This window comes from Streptomyces sp. NPDC001220 (assembly GCF_053597895.1).
In genome coordinates, this window is the sequence record NZ_JBSFJE010000008.1 from 231,183 (window position 1) to 248,895 (window position 17,713).

Below are 17,713 nucleotides of genomic sequence, written 5' to 3' on the forward strand. Positions count from 1 at the left end.
GCGTGCTTGTCCGAGGGGACGGCCCTCGCGGAAGGGGCCCGTCACATCGGGAGGGAGAAGAGACGCACTGGCTCCGAGGGCCACTGCGCGGTGTCGCTCAAGGGCGTCACCATGGTCCGCAGCGGCATCGTCACCAGACGGTTTTCGGGTTGTTCGACAAGTACCTCCTTGTCGACGAGGTGCCATCCGAGGCGCTGGTACAGCGGCACAAGGGGAGGCCGGCAGAACAGGAGCGCGTGCTGAGGACCCATCGTGCGAGCGTGGTCCTGGTCTGTCTTCGTGTACCGAGGGAGCCGCACTACAGCCGGTGCTGCAGAGAAGTGATTCTCAGACATCCCCACATGATGATCTCTCCCCCGAGGACTGGCCAAGTGACCGTTCAGCCGACCAACGGGAGAGGGCCGGGCGAGGTAGGCCGCCGGAACAGGTGCCGCGGCCCGGACTTGGGCGATCCGGACCCGAGTGATCCCGACTCGGGCCGTGGCGAGGTTGTTGTTCTTCTCCTTCCGCTCCCTCGGCATCTGGAACAACAGCTCAGCAGCCCTGCGGTCCAGCTCCATACAGCCCAGCCCGTCGATGCACAAAAGATCGACACGGCCGTGGCGGTCGATGGTGTTGGGCAGCACCTCCTCGTTCGCCGCCTCGGTGTCCAGCGCGATCCGCGACTTCGGTTGGTCAGTCCGCTGTCGGGGTCCGCGGGGCCCTACGCTCGCGTGAACCCGTGGCTCCGCTCGACTTTCGCCACATGCAGCGAGTAGCTCTGGTACCACTCCGCTTGCCCACGCCTTTGCGCCGCGCGGTGCTCGGCGTTGGTCCGCCACTCGGTGAGGGCGTCGGCATCGCGGAAGTACCCGACGGTGATGCCCAGCCCGCCGGGAGTCTGTGCGTGATCCATCCCCAGGAACCCCGGGACGTCCTTCACCAGGTCTTCCATGCGCGCGTTGGTCTCGCTGTAGCCGCTCTGGTTCTGGCTCCGCACCGAGGTGAAGACAGCCACGTAGTAGGGGGGTTCAAAGGCCTCGACAGGCGTGACAGGCGCTTCGGAATGATCGCTCATGACGCCACCGTAGGGCGGGATACGCCCAGCGATCCAGCGTCTTTCCTGAACGGGATACATAAGGGATCGAGCTCTTGACCGAAGCCGGCCGTCGCAGGGGCCGGAACGTGGATCGGTGGGGGTCGCGTGCAGGGGCAGAGGGAGGGGCAGGGGCAGGGGCCGGACAAACAGGCAGCCCGATGATCCGACGTGTCGGCGACCAACTCCGCAGGCCTGTTGAGGAGTTCGGCTTCCATGGGCCGGTCGGCGGGGCGGCCCGCCCCGACCGGGAACGTCGGGGCGAGACATTAAGGATGGTCGTGGGGCTTGCGCAGATTATGGGGATGTTTTGTAAAGTACGCGACTACCCCGTGGCGTGTGTCCGGGCGTCCGTCATGGGGGGATCCTCGCGTGAGCCAGTACCAGCCCGGGCCGTGGGCCGTCCGTCCACCTGAGCCTGTCCGCATGCCTGACATTCGCCCGCTGCACAAGCGCAAGCGCGTCTGGGTCGGCGGTTTCACGCTGCTCGCCGTCGGTGCCGCGTTCGGTGGTGGCAGTTCCAGCGCGGCCAGTCCCGCGCCGCGCCCTACGGTCACCGTCACCGCGACCGCCACGAAGACGGCGGCGCCCGCCCCGACGGTCACCATGACGAAGTCGGCGGCCCCGGCCCCCACGGTCACGGTGACCAAGACGGCCAAGCCGGCGTCGGTGGCCACGCACAAGTCGAGTTCCGGCTCCTCGGGTAGCGGCAGCGGTGGTTCGTCGTCGGGTGGCTCGTCATCGGGAGGCTCGTCGAGTTCCGGCGGCACGGGGGGTGCGGGAGGGGCCACCGCCTTGTGCAATGACGGCACTTACAGCTACGCCGCCCATCACCAGGGAGCGTGTTCCCATCACGGCGGTGTCGCCGTCTTCTACAGGTAGCAGGTGCGCCGCGGCGTCGCTGCTGAGCCGCCGCGCCGCGGCTGCGGTCGGGCGGAATGGCACAGGCCCGGAGTGGAGCCGTCGGCTGCCAGACCTCAGACGTCCTGCCGATCGAAGTGCGGCCGTGCCGTGCGGGGCGGCCGGGGTGCGATCTGGCGGCGGAGGGGGCACGTGGAGCGAGCAGTGTGCCGTGCGTGAGGAAGGCAGGAACGGAGAGGAACCATGGCTTTCGGCTTTCGTGTGGGTGTGCCGGGGATGAGTGTGCGGGTCTCGACCCGGGGTGTGCGGACCTCCGTGGGGCCCCGCGCTGCGCGCATCAGCATGGGCAGCGGCGGTACGCGGATCTCTTCGGGAGTGGGCCCGCTCTATGCCTCCAGTTCCCTGGGCGGAGGGCGCCGCCGTACCAGTACGACCCGCTCGCGGACTGTCGCCCCGTCCGCAGCGCAGTTGGAGCGTGCCAGGCGACAGGCCGAGCGGGCCCAGCAGGAGGCGGAACGGGACGCGGCGATCGCCCAGTTGACGGAGCTGCGGCCGCAGACGACCAGTGTCCACCTGCAGTCCTTCACCCCGGCCCGGCCGCCGGTGGTGCCCGGGCCCCAGCAGCTGAGCCTGGCCTGGGCCCTGGCAGAAGCCCAGGCCCACCATCTGGCGGGCCTGGGAGTGTTCGCCCGCGCCGAGCGGGCCGCGGCCAAGCGGAGGGCCGAGGAAGACGCTCCGGCCTACCTGGCCTCCGAGGAAGCCCGCCTGCGCGCCGTCCACGGCGAGTTGACCGCCGAGGCCGGTCAGTGGTGGCAGGCCTTGGCCGGCAACGACGAGGAGACCGTGTGCGAGACGGTCAACTACGCCTTCTCCGACAACGCCGCCGCCGGCTGCGCGGTGGGAGTCGAGGGAACTGTCCTGTCCGTGCTGATGCGGCAGCAGGACATCGACTCGCTGCCCGCTCAGATGCCGGGAGTCACCCCCAGCGGACGCCCCACTCTCAAGACCCTGAGCAAGCGGGACCGCACTTTGTGGTGGCTCACCTCGATGGGGTCGAACATCGTCGCCACACTCAAGGAAGCGTTCGCTGTCGCGCCCGGGATCACCGCCGTTGACCTGGCCGTGCTCACGCGCCTGCCGGACACTCAGCGTCTGGGATTCGTGGCCTACGGCCGCTGGACGCGCCAGGCCGTCGAAGCCGGCCCTTGGCGGGAGCCGACCGACGCGCTGCGGTTCCTCGACATCGGCCAGGACGTGGCCTGTTCGGTCACCACTACCGCTTCCGGGAATCTGTCCAGTGCCATCAAGCCACTGGACACCAGCCGGCTACCCGGCCTGCAGAGCCTTCTCGACCACGCCCAGGACGAGGCCGGATCCGGCGAGGGGACCCTGGCCGACCTCGACGGGGACTTGCGCGCCAACGTCCCTGCCGCGCACTCGGCTCCCCTGCCGGACCGCTACCGGATCCGCTCCTTCGCCGAGTGGAAAGCCCAGACCGCCCGTCCGACGCCGCCGCCCGCTCCTCCGGCGCCCACCCACGCTCCCCCGGCGCCGACCCACGCTCCTGCGCTGCCGAGCCGCGCCCCTGCGACCGCGCTCACGCCGGGACAGAACGCGCTCACGCCGGGACAGAACCTGGAGCTGCCTGAGGAAGCCTGGCAAGGGCTGCTCATCGCTTTCAGCTTCGCCGGCGCCGACGCCGACCTCACCCTCTTTCTGACCGGGACCAACGGCCAGGTCACCTGTGATGAGGACTTCGTCTTCTACAACCAGCCCTCTGCCGCGCAGGGCGCGGCCCGCCTGATGGGCAAGCAGCCCGAAGGCCCCCACATCGTCGAACGCGCGGCCCTTCATCTGGTCGCCCTGCCCGCCCACATCCAGCGCGTCACGGTCGCCGTCAACATGGACGTCGACACCGGTGCCACCTGCGGCGCCCTCACCCACTCCGCTCTGTACATGGACTGTGCCACCGGGGCCGCCTGGACCTTCCAGCCGCCTCGCGACCCCGAGGTCCGCGCCATGGCCATCGCCGAGTTCTACCGACACACCAGCAACGGCCGGCAGGTCTGGAAACTCCGCGCCATCGGCCAAGGCTGGGCCGACGGACTCGACGGACTCGCCCGGGCCTACGGCGTCAACGTCACATAGCCAGTCAGCAGAGCAGCAGGCAGTCCGTACCACCACAGGCCGGAACCCCGCGCCGGACGGAGAGAGGGGATATCCCTGTTGGTCCAGCCTCGGCGACGACCGGTCTGGCCCTTCGTGCTCATCGGGTCGGTACTCGCCCTGACCGTCCTCACCGCCGCCGGCACGTGGGTGTACGGCGTCTACAGCATGTCCGACCCGGCGACGACCATCCTGGCGGGCGCCCGGATCGACGGCTCCCGCATCTCGGTCAAGATGCCGGCCTGTCCCACGGACACGGTGGGGACGGTCGAGGTCTACGACAGCGACTCCGAAAGGCTGCTGTGGCGGGCAAGCGGCCCGAAGACCCGGGAAGGAAAGCGAGGCGTGGTCACGTTGTGGAACGCGGACGATTTCCTCAGAGCGTCTTCAGGAACACAGCCGAAAACACTGCCGGCGAACCTCGACATCTCCGTCACGTTCGCCGGAACCGAGGACGGCACCGGGGATGTCTTCAACGTCCGCAAGCTCAGGGCGGCACACGTTGCCGAAGGGCAGTACTGGACCAGTGACGGCGCCAGAACCGCCGCACAGATAGACGCCCAACTCGGCTGCCACAGCAGCACGTAAGAAGTCGGGTAGCAACTCGCGACGGGCCGTCACTGGTCATTTCAGAACGAGGTGCGCAGGCGGCGGGCAGATGGGCTGCCAGTGGGAGCAGGCTCCGTGGGCTAGCGTGTCGGCCATGGGGACGGACGGCTGGTTGACGGACACTCGAACCTCGTACGACACGGTGGCGGTCAGCTACGCCGACCAGGTACGCGATGCCATCGCCGGGACCACGTACGTTCGGGCGGCATTGGCGTTGTTCGCCGACAGCGTGCGGGCCGCAGGCGGCGGGCCGGTCGCGGATGTCGGCTGCGGCCCCGGACACGTCACCGCCTACCTGCACACCCTCGGTATCGACGCCTTCGGTATCGACCTCTCTCCTGGGATGATCGACGTGGCCCGGCGCGATCATCCCGGCCTCCGGTTCGAGGTGGGGTCGATGACGGAGCTGGACCTCCCCGCTGCCTCGGTGGTCGGCTTGCTGGCCTGGCAGTCACTGATCCACGTTCCCGATGAAGACTTGCCCACCGTGCTCGGGCACTTCCATCGCGCATTGCGGCCCGGTGGAGTGCTGCAGCTCCTGTTTCACGTCGGCAACGAATCACGGTTGAAGACCGAGGGGTACGGGGGCCATCCGATGAGAATCCATGTCCACCGTCGTCAGCCTGACCAAGTGACCACCTGGCTACGCCACGCCGGATTCGAGGTAGAGGCGCAGATGCTGCTGGCCCCAGAAGGCAAGACCTCACAAGCGATTCTCTTCGCACGGAGTAGCTGATCTCTGAAAAGTGGGTTGAACTACGGGCCTTACGACGCCTGAGAGGTCGTTCTCTCCAAGACCGCCACGCCGATGAAGCGTCCAGTCCTCGGTCAGCTGCACGCACCCATCAGGTCAGAGCGGCTCGAAGCTCGGGTTGACCGGGCCGATCTCGCCACGTTCTGCGAGTTCGTTCAGGTCCTCCGGCTCAAGGAACTCCAGGGCATCCGAATCGATCCCGTGATACGGATCCACCCCGCGCAGGCGCTTGACGAAGGAGAGAACGAAGTCGGTGAAAGGTCCGTCGAAGACCTCGGGGTCGGCTCCGTTGATGTTGGTGACAATCTTCCAGCGGTCCGGCTCTGGAGCGCACGGCCAGAAGAAGTGCTCATCGCCCGAGTAGTCGTAGCCCCAGGAGATGAGGCCGCCGGGCTCGGGATGGAACCGGAACGGATACGCTTCCGACTCACGTCGCCACGACCGGCCGAACGACTCGTGGATCTTCCGCATCCTCGTGATCAGCGGACTGGAACCTCGCGGGTTGAAGACGACCAGCTCGCCGCAGATCACGCCCGTGCCGTAGGCGTCCAGAAACGCCTTGAAGTCGTGCGGCAGCGCCGAGCCGACGTACTCCTCGACCTCAGCCCAGTCCTCCGGAGACGCGTCACGTGCCGGAGGCGTGCCGAACAGCTGCACAAGATCGTCCAACCTGGCCATGCGCCCCTCCCCGCTTGGTCGTCCCTTGCCGGCCGCAAACCTAGTCCGCCGCCGGGGCGGGCGCCAACCGCGGGGTCGGCTGCGGCTCGGTCCACTCGGAACGTCGATCGCGCTACAACGAGACGACGTGTGATTCACACGCCGTGAAGTCCAGAGAAGGCGCGGCGTTGAAGTGGTTGCGCAGGAAGTAGCCGATCCTGCCCTCGACTTCGCCCTTCTCTTTGAGCGCCGTCGATGCCGGGCCGGCAGTAGGAGCTCTCGATCGCGCACCTCCGCCGGTTCAGGAAAGCCATCGTCGATACATGTGGACCTGGCGTGGGGCAGGAAACGCCCCTCCCCGGCCGCCGGGATAGGGTGCAGCGGTGAAACGGATCCTGGTGGTGGGCGTGACCGGCGCGGGGAAATCCACCCTCGCCCGAAACCTGAGCAGCCGCCTGGGCCTGCCGTACCACGAAATGGACGCCCTGTACTTCAACGGCCCCAGCTGGGCCACCAACAGCAAGCTGGCCGAGGACGTCTCGGAGCTCACTGCCGGACCCCGCTGGATCATCGACTCCCTCGGATATCCCGAAGTCCGTGACCTGCTGTGGGACCGCGCCGACACCGTGATCTGGCTCGATTACCCGAAACGCGTCATCATGCCCCGCGTTCTGCGCCGGTCCCTGCGCCGCACCGTCACCCGCGAGGTCCTCTTCGGCGGCAACAGGGAAACCTGGACGGACTGGCTGAGCCGCGAACACCCGGCCTGGTGGGCCTGGACGCAGCACAAAGCCCGCCACCGTGAAATCGAGCGCCGTCTCCGCGATCCCCGCTTCGCCCCGCTGCAGACAGTCCACTTGCGCCGCCCTCATCACACGACGGCCTGGCTGACAACCCTCTGACCCGGCGGACCGGCCACCCGGCCCCGATCTCCGACGGATCGGCACTCCGGTATGGCCCGGTCCGAACAAACGGCTCACGCCTGGTCCGCCCGTTGCCGCCCCGGGCCCGTCCACCGGAGTGGACGGGCCCGGGGCGGGGCGCTCCGTGCGTGCGTCACTTCACGCGGATCGTCACCGTGACGGTCTTCAGCACGGCCGGCAACTTGGTGGTGTCGACCTTCAGGATCTCGCCGCTGTCGGTCTGTCCCGTCGGCGGCAGCACCTTCTGGTGGACGGTCCACTTCCCGTCGGGGTCGACGGCGATGGTGTCGATGCCGAAGTCGTCGTCGTTGGACAGGTACAGCGTCTTGCCGGCGTCCGTGGTGGCGACGCCCTCGACCTTGTCGTGCGCGAAGAACTTCCCGCTGGGGTCGAGCTGGCTCACCAGCGTCCCGACGTTGAGGTACGGCTGCTTCTGCGCGACTTGGACGCCGGCGCCGGTGAGCGCCGTGAGCGCGGCGTTGGTGCCGACCTTGCCGACGAACGCCTCGGGCGACTTGCCGCCGATCGTCAGCCCGCTGACGTCGGTCGCGCCGTTGATGTCGACCTCGTAGAGGGACTTCTGGGCGAACGGCTCGAAGTTGCCGTCTCGTTCGTCGATGACGAACTTCGTGTCGGACAGCGCCGTGATCTCGCTGTTGGCGTCACCCGTGGTGGCCGGGTCGTCCAGCAGGTACAGGTACTGCTTGGTCTTCCACGTGCGAAGGTCGATCGTGACGATGCGGGTGGGCGCGAGGTTGGACGCCTTGGTGCTGCCGAGATCCGGCTGCTGCAGCGCGGCCTGCATGACGCCCACCAGCGTCGAGCCGTCCGGCGTGACCGTCAGGCCCTCCATGCCCTTGTTCTTGAGGCGGTTGGCCAGCTCGGCAGGCAGGTAGCCGACGATCTTGTGGTACTGGTTGTCCTGGCTGTCCTTGTACGGGGTCAGCCGGCCCAGTTCGTAGCCGTTCCGGTCGAAGTGCGTGATGTACGGACCGTACTCGTCCGAGACCCAGAACGTGCCGTCGGGCAGCGCCACCAGGCCCTCGGAGTCGTAGCCGTAGGGATCACGGGCGACGGGCGTGGGAGTGCCGCCGTTGGCGTTCGTCGCGGTGACGTCGTCGATCACCTCGCTGGTGTCGTGCGGCGGACGGCCGCTGTACTGCACGCCGCCAAGGCTCTTCGGCCCCTTCAGGGTGACCTTCCTGACCAGCTCGGCCTTGCCCTTGACCAGCTTGAACTCGCCTATCTGCGGCGTGAAGTCGGTGAGCATCTCGGACTTGTTGCCGTCCGGGGCGTCGGCGTTGGGGCCGCGGTCGGTGAGGCCGTAGAAGTAGCCCGACCGGCCCGGCACCGGGGCGAGCGAGGAGCCGTAGCCCTCACCGGAGATCTGGGTGGTGGTGCCGCCCGGGCCGGCGACCGTCGCGAGCGAGGGCAGCGGGGCGCCGTTCGGCTGAGTGTCCTTGAACAGCTGTACGGCGTCGGTCGCCGTGTACGTGAAGGTGTCGGTGCCCTTGAAGCCGGTGCTCGGCGTGTACGTGAACGTGCCGTCCGCGTTGACCGTCGCCGTGCCGTGGGACGGGTCGGTGTGCCGCACGACGGCGGTCGCGCCGGAGTCGTTGCGCAGCACGTCGCCGGTCACCTTGTCGTGGCCGGAGAAGGAGTCGGCGGCCGCGTCGAAGTCGTGCGCCGGGGCGGACAGCCAGCCGTGGGCCTGTGCCACGACTGTGCCGGTGCCCGCCACGGCGACGGTGACAGCGATCGCTATGCCGATCCGGGTGCGCTTGCGCAAGCGAGGTCTTGAGGTCATGCCCATGAACTTGTAGGTCAGTGATGAACTCTGAGTCGTTTTTGGGTGAACCGTCAGTTCAAAACGGGCCTGTATTCGTTCTTGGGGTTTCAGCGCGTCAGAGCGTCGCCGTCGTCTGCTCCCCCGAGGCGCTGCCCGCGAGCCACTGGTCCCATCCCAGGTTGAAGTCGGCGTAGCCGTTGTCGGCCGGGGCCTTGGCGCGGGGCGATCCGGTGATGGTCACGGGGTCGCCCTGCTTGACCTGGCCGTAGAACCACTTGGCGTCCGACATGGACAGGTGGACGCAGCCGTGCGAGCCGCGGGCGCTGCCGCTGCCCGGGTTCGGGTCGCCGGTCGAGTAGTGCACGTAGGTGCCCGACTGGGTCAGGTGGACGTCCCAGGGCAGCGTCAGGTCGTAGTAGTTGGGGCTGCCCTTGTCGCAGCTGATGCCGACGCTGCAGGAGGTCATGTGGACCTTCTCCTGCTTGTCGATGACGGCCATCGTGCCGTTCCACGTCGGATACTCGGCGCTGCCGGCGTTGATCGACAGGGTGCGTACGGTCTGGCCGTTCCGGGTGACCTTCATGGTGTGGTTGGTCACCGAGACGTCCGCGCGTACGTCGTCGCCGATCTTGAAGGTGTGCGTGTAACCGTGCACGCCGTAGCGTCCGTTGCCGTTGCTGACGCCCTTCATGTCGGCGTCGATCTTCACCGTCGTACCGGAGGGCCAGTACGTCTTCGGCCGCCAGTCGGCGCGCCGGTCACCCATCCAGTGCCAGGCGCCGGCCACCGGCTGCGAGGCGCTCACCTTCAAGTGCTTCTCCACGGTGGCCCGTGCCTTGGCCGCCACCGGGTTCGTGAAGATCACCGAGATCGGCATGGCCACACCGACCGTGGTTCCCGTCTGCGGGGTGATCGTGTCCAGCAGCATCGGCGGGCCCGCGGGCTTCGTCGGTGTGGGCGAGGCACTCGCACTCGGCTTCACCGACGCCTTCGCGTCGTCACCGCTCGCCTTGTCACTGCCGCCCCCGCCGCAGGCGCTCGCACCCACCACCATCATGCCCGTGACGAGTGCGATCCCTATGCCGCCCTTGCGCCGCCTCACGGTCTGCCCCACTCTCTCGTTCTTCGGCCCCTACGGGCCCGACACCCGACTAATTGTCAGACAGTCATGGCATGGCCCACGGTTGCCCGTCTCGCGTAAAGCATGCCCCAAGATTCGGTGCGCACCGCAGGAGGTGCGGGTCAGGCGGGAGGCCGCGAGCGCCCAGCGATCGGGATCGTCACCGTCGCCTCGGAGGTCGCGAGCGCCCAGCGGTCGGGATCGTCACCGTCGCCTCGGAGGTCGCGAGCGCCCAGCGGTCGGGATCGTCACGATGGCCTCGAAGGACCCGGTGGCGAGCGGCGTCGGCAGCGGCCGGCTTCCACGACCTGGCGGCCGTGGCGGTCGTCGCGGTTGCGCCTGCGCCTCTGCCCCCCATCGAAAGGCCTCGCACCGCGGTCCCAGCGGGTTCCGAACGACACCGCGGACACCGCGGCGGCCGGGCTCGGCAGCTACATTTCAAATAACGTTATCGCGCATGCGATGCCAGCGGCCCGACACCTCTCCGCCGGCCCCGAGAGACCCGGACGGCGCCGTCATCCGAGACTTCAGGCGCGTACCTCCCCGGAGCCGCGGACCTTCAAGGTGACCGGGACGATCACGGACTGCACCGGGCGGCCGGGGTCGGCGATGCGGGCACGGAGCAGTTCGACGGCCGTCCGGCCGATCTCGGAGGTCTGCTGGGCGATGACGGTGAGGGCGGGTTGCAGCAGGTCGGCGAGGGGGACTTCGTCGAAGCCGACGAGGGCCAGGCGGGAGGCCGCCTGGGGGCCGAGGTGTCGTAGGACCGTGAGCGTGGTGTCCATGTTGCCGGTGACCAGGGCGGTCGCCGGGTCCGGGCCGTGCAGTGCCGTGTCCAGGGCGGCGGCCACCCGTTCCGGGGTGATCTCGCCGGGGTGCACCAGGCCTTCGACCGCCTCGCCGTGGGCGCGCAGGGCCGCACGGAAGGCCGCGGCGCGCTCCCGGCCGGAGAAGACGCGTTCGCTGTCACCGATGTAGGCGATACGGCGGTGGCCGTGCTGGCGGAGGTGGTGGAAGGCCATGCCGATCCCGGAGGCGTTGTCGGACATGACGCAGTCCACGGAGATCCCGCTCATCGGCCGGTCCATGGCCACCAGCGGCACCCCCGCGTCCAACTCCGGCTGGAGGTAGGCGTGGTTCTCGCCGAACGGTTCGACGATGATGCCGTCCAGGCGCTGCCGGCACATGGAGATCAGGACGTCGCGTTCCCTGGCCTCGTCGAAGTCCGTGGAGGCGGCGAAGAGGGTCAGGCCCGCGTCCCGGGCCGTTCGCTCGATCGCGGCCAGTTCGGGGTTGACCTCGGCGATCCGGCGGACGGCCGCGCCGATCGTTCCGGTGACGCCGGTGCGCAGTTGGCGGGCCCGGTCGTCCGGGCGGTAGTTCAGCGCGGCGATCGCGGCCTCGACCCTGACGACGTACTCGGGCCCCACCGTGGGGTCGTTGTTGACCACCCGTGAGACGGTGCGCAGGGCCACCCCGGCCTCGCGCGCGACGTCGACCATCGTCGGGCGCTTGGGCCGTCCCCCGCTGTCACGCCGTGCTCGCGTCATCCGGCAACTCCTCCTCGAGACATCGGACCGATATCAGACCGACCCTTGACACATTCCCGCAACGCGCTCCTATCCTCGGGATAACGTTATCTCGAAGGATGACGCGGCGTCGACCCTGTCCCGTCCGCCACCGTCCATCGGGCCGCATCGTCCCTTCAGGAGACTTCCATGAGGCGCAAACGTCCGACCGTTGTCTGCCTTGCCGCAGCGCTCGCCCTCACCGGATGCTCTGCCGCGTCGACCGGAAGCGGGAAGGGCGGCAGCACCCTGACCTACCTCACCTTCGAGACCCCCAGCCTGACCGCGGCCTTCTGGGACACCTCGATCGCGGGCGCCGAGAAGAAGGTCCCGGGCGTCACGGTGAAGAAGATCGTCGCGCCGAGCACGGACCGGGACGCGTACGCCAAGCAGTTGCAGGCCTCCGGGCAGTTCCCGGATCTGCTCCAGTCGATCACCCCGTCGACGTTCGCGACGGCCGGGCTGCTCAGGCCGTACGACCAGAAGTGGGTGGACGCCAACTTCCTGCTGCCCCAGGGCAACGCCTACAAGGGCAAGGTCTACATCCCGCCGACCAACTCGCAGATCATCCCCGAGGTCTTCTACAACAAGAAGCTGTTCACCAAGGCTCACATCGCCGCGCCCCCGAAGACGTGGTCCGAGTTCATGGCCGTGTGCGCCAAGCTCAAAGCCGCCGGCGTCACCCCGGTCGAACTGGGCGGCGGCGATCCGTTCTCGGCCTCGATGCCGCTGGTCGGCATCGTCTCCGCCGACGTGCTGGGCAAGAACCCGAACTGGCTGAAGGAACGCTACGCCGGCAAGGTCAAGTTCACGGACGCCAACGTCAAGGCGGCGGTCGGCAAGTACCGGACGATGGTCAAGGACGGCTACTTCGAGGACGGCGCCCTGGGCGTCAAGTACGCCGACTCCATCACGAACTTCACCTCCGGCAAGGCCGCGATGTACATGATGGGCAGCTGGTTCCTCGGAGCGGTGCCCAAGGACCACGCCGACGACTTCGGTGCCTTCCTCACCCCGACCGAGGACGGGTCGCTCGTGGTGCCGTTCTCGGTGGGCGGCTCCATGGCGATCAGCGCCAGGACGCCGGACCCGGCCAAGGCCACCGCGTTCGCCGAGGCCTGGTCGCTGGACCCCGCCAACTACAAGGCGCTCATCGAGGGGGACGGCGCGTTCCCGATGCTCAAGGGGAAGACCCTCGACGACTACGGCATCGACGCCACCAAGGTCTTCAAGGACTCCTACTCCTACGTCACCCAGCAGAACACGAAGGTCTCGTCGTTCGGCTGGGCCACCAACGACGACTCCATGCCCTCCGGCCTCAACAACGCCTTCTACGCGGCCAGTCAGGCGCTGTTCTCGTCCGACGACGTCGACGGACAGCTGGCGAAGCTGGACAGCGCCTGGGACTCGGCGACCAAGTAAGCCACGTCACCGGCCCCGGCCGTACCGGCTCCGGTGCCGCAGATCTCCTCCGAGGGAAGAGCCATGACCACCCGAGTCCCACCACGCCGAGGCGACCCCGCGCTGACCTCGATCGCGCTGGTCGCGCTGGGCCTGTACGTCCTGTTCATCGTCGTTCCCGTGATCATGAGCGCCTGGAAGAGCCTCACCGACGAGAACCCGCTGCTGGCGCGGGCCGACTTCGTCGGAGTCTCCAACTACACGGAGATGGCACACGACAGCGCGCTGGCCGGAAGTCTCGGCTTCACCCTCCTGCTGGCCGGCGCGGTGACGATCGTGGCCAACGCCGCCGGCATCGGGTTCGCGATGCTGCTCAACAGGACGTCGCTGAGCTTCCGGATGATGCGCACCGTCGCGTTCCTGCCACAGGTGCTGTCCGGCGTCATCGTCGGTTACGTCTGGCGCTACATCCTGGCCCGGGACGGCATCCTCGACAACGTCCTGGTCTCGCTGGGCGTCATCGACAAGCCGATCACCTGGCTGGGCAGCCCGCACCTGGCCGTCCTGTCCGTGGGGATCGTCGCGGCCTGGGTGCTGACGGGGTTCACCACCGTCGTCCACCTGGCCGCGCTCCAGTCGATCCCCGTCGAGCTGTACCAGGCCGCGATGGTCGACGGGGCCGGCCGCCGGCAGCGGTTCCGCCGGATCACGTTCCCGATGCTGGCCCCGGGGACCACCATCAGCGTCACCATCTCGCTGATCACGATGCTGAAGCTCTACGACATCATCGCGGTGCTCACCTCCGGAGGCCCGGCCAACTCCACGCAGTCCACGGCCCTCTACATCATCCAGCTCGCCTTCACGGACGACCGCTACGGCTACGCCTCGGCCGTCGCGATGCTGCTGCTCGCCGTCTCGATCGTGATCGCGCTGTCCGTGACCGCGCTGCTGCGCCGCCGGGAGGTGGACCTGTGAGCACCTCGACATCGCACCGGCCGACGGCCCAGGAGCGAACAGTGACCCCGCGGGCAGTACCGGCGCCGCGCCCGAGCCGCCGTCCCTGGGCCACGCGGGGCCACCTCGTGGCAGCCGGTCTGCTCACGCTGGCCTTCGTCAGCCCCGTCTACCTCACGCTCGTGAACGCCTTCAAGACACAGGACCAGATCGTCCGCGATCCGGCGGCTCCCCCCGCTCCACCGACCACGCACAACCTCACCGACGCCCTCGCCCGGCCCGACCGGATCGTCCAGATCGGGCTGACCAACTCCGCGGTCACCGTGGTCGTCTCGGTCCTGCTGATCATCCCGCTCGGCGCGGCCCTGAGCTTCTGGCTGTCCCGCCGCTCGGCCCGGCTGCGCGCAATCGTCCTGGCGGGCTTCGCGGCCGGCCTGATGATCCCGCCCGCGGTGATCCTGCTGCCCACCATCCGCATCCTGACCTTCCTGCACCTGGACCACACCTATCCGGGGCTCGTCCTGGCCAACGTCGGCGGCGGCTACCTGTCGTTCGCGGTGTTCGTCTACTCCGGGTTCCTGCGGTCGGTCCCCGGCGAGATCGTCGAGGCCGCGACCGTGGACGGCGCGGGGAGCCTGCGGGTCTGGTGGACGATCGTCATGCCGCTGCTGCGCCCGGCCACCGCGACCGTCACGATCTTCCTTTCCCTGTGGATCTGGAACGACTTCATGAACCCGCAGTTCATCCTCGGCCCGCTGCACGGCCAGACGATCACCACCGGGCTGTATCTGTCGGTCGGTCAGTTCTCCACCGACTACGCCCAGTTGTTCGGCGTGATGCTGCTGGCAGCGGTCATTCCCGTCGCCGGCTACCTCGCGCTGCAGAAGCAGTTCATCGCCGGACTGACCTCGGGAGCCACCAAGTGACCACGAACACCGTCGCCCAGGGCGCCGGCATCGGCAGGACCGGCGTCCCGGAGCTGGACGACGTCGCCGGGCACTGGGTCGGCGTGGACGAGATCGCGCACCTGCCGTCCCTGCGCAACCAGCAGGGCCAGGCGCACGTCAACCACGACCTGACCTCCCTGTCCTGGCTGGCCGCCGCACCGTTCACCTTCGGGTACCACACCGGTGAGCTGCGCGTGGACGGTCTGGTCCCGGCCGCCCAGCGGTTCCTGTGGAAGCCGTGGGGCGTGCTCCGCGAACACCGCCGCCCCGGTGGGCTGTTGCTCACCACCGACACCCGGATGGCGCTGTCCCGGGACCTGCTGCTGTGGCGGATCACGGTCACCAACGAGAGCGACAGAACGCGAACGGTGGAGCTTTCCCAGGACCTCTTCGCGATGGCCGCCCACTCCGAGGTCGGGTACGGCTGGCTGTACGACGGCCCGTGGAACCACGGCATGCACCACGACTTCATGGCGCTGGAACGCATCCGGGCCACCACGGGTGGAGGCGAGCCGCACTACCTGCTCTCCCCCGCACCGCGACGCCTGCGCCTCGGCAGGCCCCGCGTGCCGGGGATCCAGCGCGACGAGGAGCACGGCCCGATGCTCCTGGACGACGCGCTGCCGGCGCACGTCAGCCACGACAAGGAGCCGGAGCCGCGGGTCGGCGTCGCCGGGGCAGTGCGCGGGCTCCGGGTGGCGGGGGGCGACGGCGCGGTGATCCTGCGGGCCGCCGACGAGCCGGTCCCGCTGACGCCCGACGGCGAGACGGCCCTGGATCCCTTCGCGCTCTCCCCCGGCCTGGGAATCGACTTCGCGCTACGGCTCGACACGGCGGGACAGTCCGGGACGGTTCTCACCCACGGCAACCACCCCGACTCGCTGCAGATCGGTGTCGAGGACGGCCGGCTGTGGCTCGGCATCACCGGGGAACGGGAGTCCACCGACGCCGAACTCACCGTCGGGGACTGGCACGACGTCCGCGTGGACGTCGAAGCCGACCTCGTCGTGCTGCGTCTCGCAGGCTCCGAGATCGCCCGCACCCGGCACTGGACCCAGTCGCGCCGCTGGGTGTCCCGCATCGAGGACGGGACGGTCGCCTGCGCGGACTCCCGCTCGCCGGCACACGCCGTCTACGCCTTCGCCGGGCCGCCCGGCGAACTGCGGGCCGAGGGGGCCGGCGGGCGGGCGGGGTGGACCTGCCGGATCGAGCCCGGCCGGAGCGTGGAGATCGGGATCGCCTGCGCGTACGGCACCGACGCCGACGCGCTCTCGGTCCAGGCGCGCACCGCCGCCGAGGACTTCGAGGCGACGGTGCGCGCCGGGGAGGACGGCTGGCGGCGGTTGTGGGCGAGCATGTTCACCCCGGGCAACGCCGACTTCTCCGGGCATCTGCCGACCTTCACCACCGAGGACGCCGGACTCGCACGCACCTACTACATGGGTGCCCTGCAGGCGCTGTACCTGCGCAACACCCGTATCCGGCCCGGCGAGCCGGTGTTCCTCACCGGCGGCCCCCGGCTCGGGCCGACCACCACCTACTTCTGGGACCACTGCGAGTGGAGCCGCCTGTACGCCCTTCTGGAGCCGGCCGGACTGCGCTCCTGGCTGCTGCGGGTCCTGGCCGGCCCCTACCGGGACTCCTTCGGTGTGGAGAATCTCGGCGGCGGCCCCCTGGGCAATGCCTACAGCTCCACCGACTACGCCCTGTTCCGGCTCGTCGAGCACTATGTCCGCGTCACCGGCGACCTCGCCTTCCTCGACGAGACGACCGGCGGGGCGACGGTCCTCGCCCACCTGGAGCGGCTCGGGCTGGGGTGGCGCGAGCGGCGGAACCCGGCCACCGGGGGCGTGCTCGCCGACTTCGGTGACGATCCGTGGCAGTTGCTGGAGTGTGTGCCCACCTACACCGGTGTCGTCGCCTCCTTCAACGGCGCCTACGTCGCCTCGACGCGCTCGTTGGCCGGACTGTACCGGCGGCTCGGCCGCGACGAGGACGCCGACCGTACGGAGGCCGAGGCCGGTCGACTGGCCGACGCGCTCATGGACCTGTACGCCGGATCGGGCCGCTGGCGGATACTCCGCCCGGACGGGACCGACACGATCGGGCACTGCCTGGACTTCGGCCTGGTCGCGGCGGCCCTCCACCGCGAACTCCCGGAAGGGATACGGCAGGAGATGGCCGACTTCGTCACCGGCCGTCTGCTGGCGGCCGGCTGGATGCGAGCGCTCAGCGCCGACGATCCGATCGCCGCCGCCTCCGACCGCCCCGACCACGGCGCGGCCGGCGCCTTCGCCGCCTGGCCCGGCGTCACCGCGCACGGCCTGGCCCGCCTCGGTCACCGTGACCGGGCGATCGCCCTCCTGCGCGGCCTGTCCTGCGCCGCCTCGGGCGGGCTGTGGGGCCAGGCCATGGAGATCGTCACCGGTCCGGACGGGCGGTACCGGGCCCGGGTGGCCGAGCGCGGCACCGCCACCCGCGACAACATCGCGGGCGCGGCCGGAGCGGAGGCGGTGCTCTCGGCCCTGTTCGACATCAACCCGACGTTCGCGACCGGCGGGCGGACTCCGGCCCTGCTGCCCGCCACCTTGTCCGTCGAGGCCGTCGGAACGCTCACGCATCTCGGTCCACTCGCTTGACGGACCCGAAAGGGTGCCGTCGCGGGAGCCTGGGACCTCGTGGCCGAACCGCCTTGTGCGGGGCTCACCGAGGCCGGCCCGGCCCGTGACCGGCGCATCGTCATCACCCCGGCGCACCGGCCGGACCAGGCCCCGCTGCTCGGCGCGGCCTGTCCGGCCGCGGCCCGCGGCGACCAACACGGCCGTACCGCGCCGCTCTGAAACGCCCACTCTGAGACGCCCGTTCAGGACGAGCGGGATCCCGGCTGAA

16 protein-coding genes are annotated in these 17,713 nt (G+C 69.3%); 10 read left to right on the forward strand and 6 right to left on the reverse strand.

The genetic code is table 11. The annotated features are described in order from the left end of the window. Window positions 1–41: 41 nt before the first annotated feature. Both ACWDGI_RS21090 and ACWDGI_RS21095 read right to left on the reverse strand, forming a co-directional pair. Window positions 42–626, reverse strand: coding sequence for a hypothetical protein (locus tag ACWDGI_RS21090; RefSeq protein WP_450761108.1), 585 nt, complete (start codon window positions 624–626; stop codon window positions 42–44). A gap of 77 nt (window positions 627–703) precedes the next feature. Next, window positions 704–1,057 carry an antibiotic biosynthesis monooxygenase family protein gene (locus ACWDGI_RS21095; RefSeq protein WP_450761110.1) on the reverse strand — a complete coding sequence of 118 codons (354 nt, stop codon included), beginning with the start codon at window positions 1,055–1,057 and terminating at the stop codon, window positions 704–706. 444 nt (window positions 1,058–1,501) lie between these two features. On the opposite strand from ACWDGI_RS21095, the gene ACWDGI_RS21100 reads away from it, so the two are divergent. From ACWDGI_RS21100 to ACWDGI_RS21115, 4 genes are all read left to right on the forward strand, one after another. Then, window positions 1,502–1,957 carry a DUF3761 domain-containing protein gene (locus ACWDGI_RS21100; protein WP_450761112.1) on the forward strand — a complete coding sequence of 152 codons (456 nt, stop codon included), beginning with the start codon at window positions 1,502–1,504 and terminating at the stop codon, window positions 1,955–1,957. Window positions 1,958–2,404: 447 nt separating this feature from the next. Further along, window positions 2,405–4,084 carry a TerD family protein gene (locus ACWDGI_RS21105; RefSeq protein ID WP_450761114.1) on the forward strand — a complete coding sequence of 560 codons (1,680 nt, stop codon included), beginning with the start codon at window positions 2,405–2,407 and terminating at the stop codon, window positions 4,082–4,084. A gap of 78 nt (window positions 4,085–4,162) precedes the next feature. After that, window positions 4,163–4,690 (forward strand): hypothetical protein, encoded by a 528-nt coding sequence (locus ACWDGI_RS21110; protein ID WP_450761116.1) that lies wholly within the window; start codon window positions 4,163–4,165, stop codon window positions 4,688–4,690. A 115-nt stretch (window positions 4,691–4,805) separates the two neighbouring features. Beyond that, entirely contained in the window at window positions 4,806–5,447 is a 642-nt protein-coding gene (locus ACWDGI_RS21115; RefSeq protein ID WP_450761118.1) for a class I SAM-dependent DNA methyltransferase, read from the forward strand. A 114-nt stretch (window positions 5,448–5,561) separates the two neighbouring features. Here ACWDGI_RS21115 and ACWDGI_RS21120 read toward each other — a convergent pair whose 3' ends face one another. Then, window positions 5,562–6,122 carry a hypothetical protein gene (locus ACWDGI_RS21120; RefSeq protein WP_450761120.1) on the reverse strand — a complete coding sequence of 187 codons (561 nt, stop codon included), beginning with the start codon at window positions 6,120–6,122 and terminating at the stop codon, window positions 5,562–5,564. A 383-nt stretch (window positions 6,123–6,505) separates the two neighbouring features. Between ACWDGI_RS21120 and ACWDGI_RS21125 the strand changes: the two genes are divergently transcribed. Then, window positions 6,506–7,024 (forward strand): adenylate kinase, encoded by a 519-nt coding sequence (locus tag ACWDGI_RS21125; RefSeq protein ID WP_450761122.1) that lies wholly within the window; start codon window positions 6,506–6,508, stop codon window positions 7,022–7,024. A 154-nt stretch (window positions 7,025–7,178) separates the two neighbouring features. On the opposite strand, the gene ACWDGI_RS21130 is transcribed toward ACWDGI_RS21125, so the two are convergent. The 3 genes from ACWDGI_RS21130 to ACWDGI_RS21140 form a co-directional block, all read right to left on the reverse strand. Continuing rightward, window positions 7,179–8,852, reverse strand: a complete 1,674-nt coding sequence (locus tag ACWDGI_RS21130; protein WP_450761124.1) for an esterase-like activity of phytase family protein — start codon at window positions 8,850–8,852, stop codon at window positions 7,179–7,181. Window positions 8,853–8,949: 97 nt separating this feature from the next. Continuing rightward, a complete protein-coding gene (locus ACWDGI_RS21135; RefSeq protein WP_450761381.1) occupies window positions 8,950–9,888 on the reverse strand; it encodes a L,D-transpeptidase in 939 nt (312 codons plus the stop codon). A 593-nt stretch (window positions 9,889–10,481) separates the two neighbouring features. Further along, complete coding sequence (locus ACWDGI_RS21140; protein WP_450761126.1) at window positions 10,482–11,504, reverse strand: LacI family DNA-binding transcriptional regulator; 1,023 nt, start codon at window positions 11,502–11,504, stop codon at window positions 10,482–10,484. Between the two features lie 168 nt (window positions 11,505–11,672). Here ACWDGI_RS21140 and ACWDGI_RS21145 point away from each other — a divergent pair, with 168 nt between their 5' ends. The 5 genes from ACWDGI_RS21145 (at window position 11,673) to ACWDGI_RS21165 (ending at window position 17,664) form a co-directional block, all read left to right on the forward strand. Beyond that, window positions 11,673–12,944 carry an ABC transporter substrate-binding protein gene (locus tag ACWDGI_RS21145; protein WP_450761128.1) on the forward strand — a complete coding sequence of 424 codons (1,272 nt, stop codon included), beginning with the start codon at window positions 11,673–11,675 and terminating at the stop codon, window positions 12,942–12,944. 63 nt (window positions 12,945–13,007) lie between these two features. Continuing rightward, a complete protein-coding gene (locus ACWDGI_RS21150; RefSeq protein WP_450761130.1) occupies window positions 13,008–13,898 on the forward strand; it encodes a carbohydrate ABC transporter permease in 891 nt (296 codons plus the stop codon). Between the two features lie 107 nt (window positions 13,899–14,005). Beyond that, window positions 14,006–14,803 carry a carbohydrate ABC transporter permease gene (locus tag ACWDGI_RS21155; protein WP_450761132.1) on the forward strand — a complete coding sequence of 266 codons (798 nt, stop codon included), beginning with the start codon at window positions 14,006–14,008 and terminating at the stop codon, window positions 14,801–14,803. Then, on the forward strand, window positions 14,800–17,463 hold the full coding sequence (locus ACWDGI_RS21160) for a hypothetical protein (RefSeq protein WP_450761134.1): 2,664 nt from the start codon (window positions 14,800–14,802) through the stop codon (window positions 17,461–17,463). Before ACWDGI_RS21155 ends, ACWDGI_RS21160 begins: the two co-directional genes overlap by 4 nt. Before the next feature lie 39 nt (window positions 17,464–17,502). Beyond that, window positions 17,503–17,664, forward strand: coding sequence for a hypothetical protein (locus tag ACWDGI_RS21165; protein ID WP_450761136.1), 162 nt, complete (start codon window positions 17,503–17,505; stop codon window positions 17,662–17,664). The last annotated feature ends 49 nt before the right edge of the window (window positions 17,665–17,713 follow it).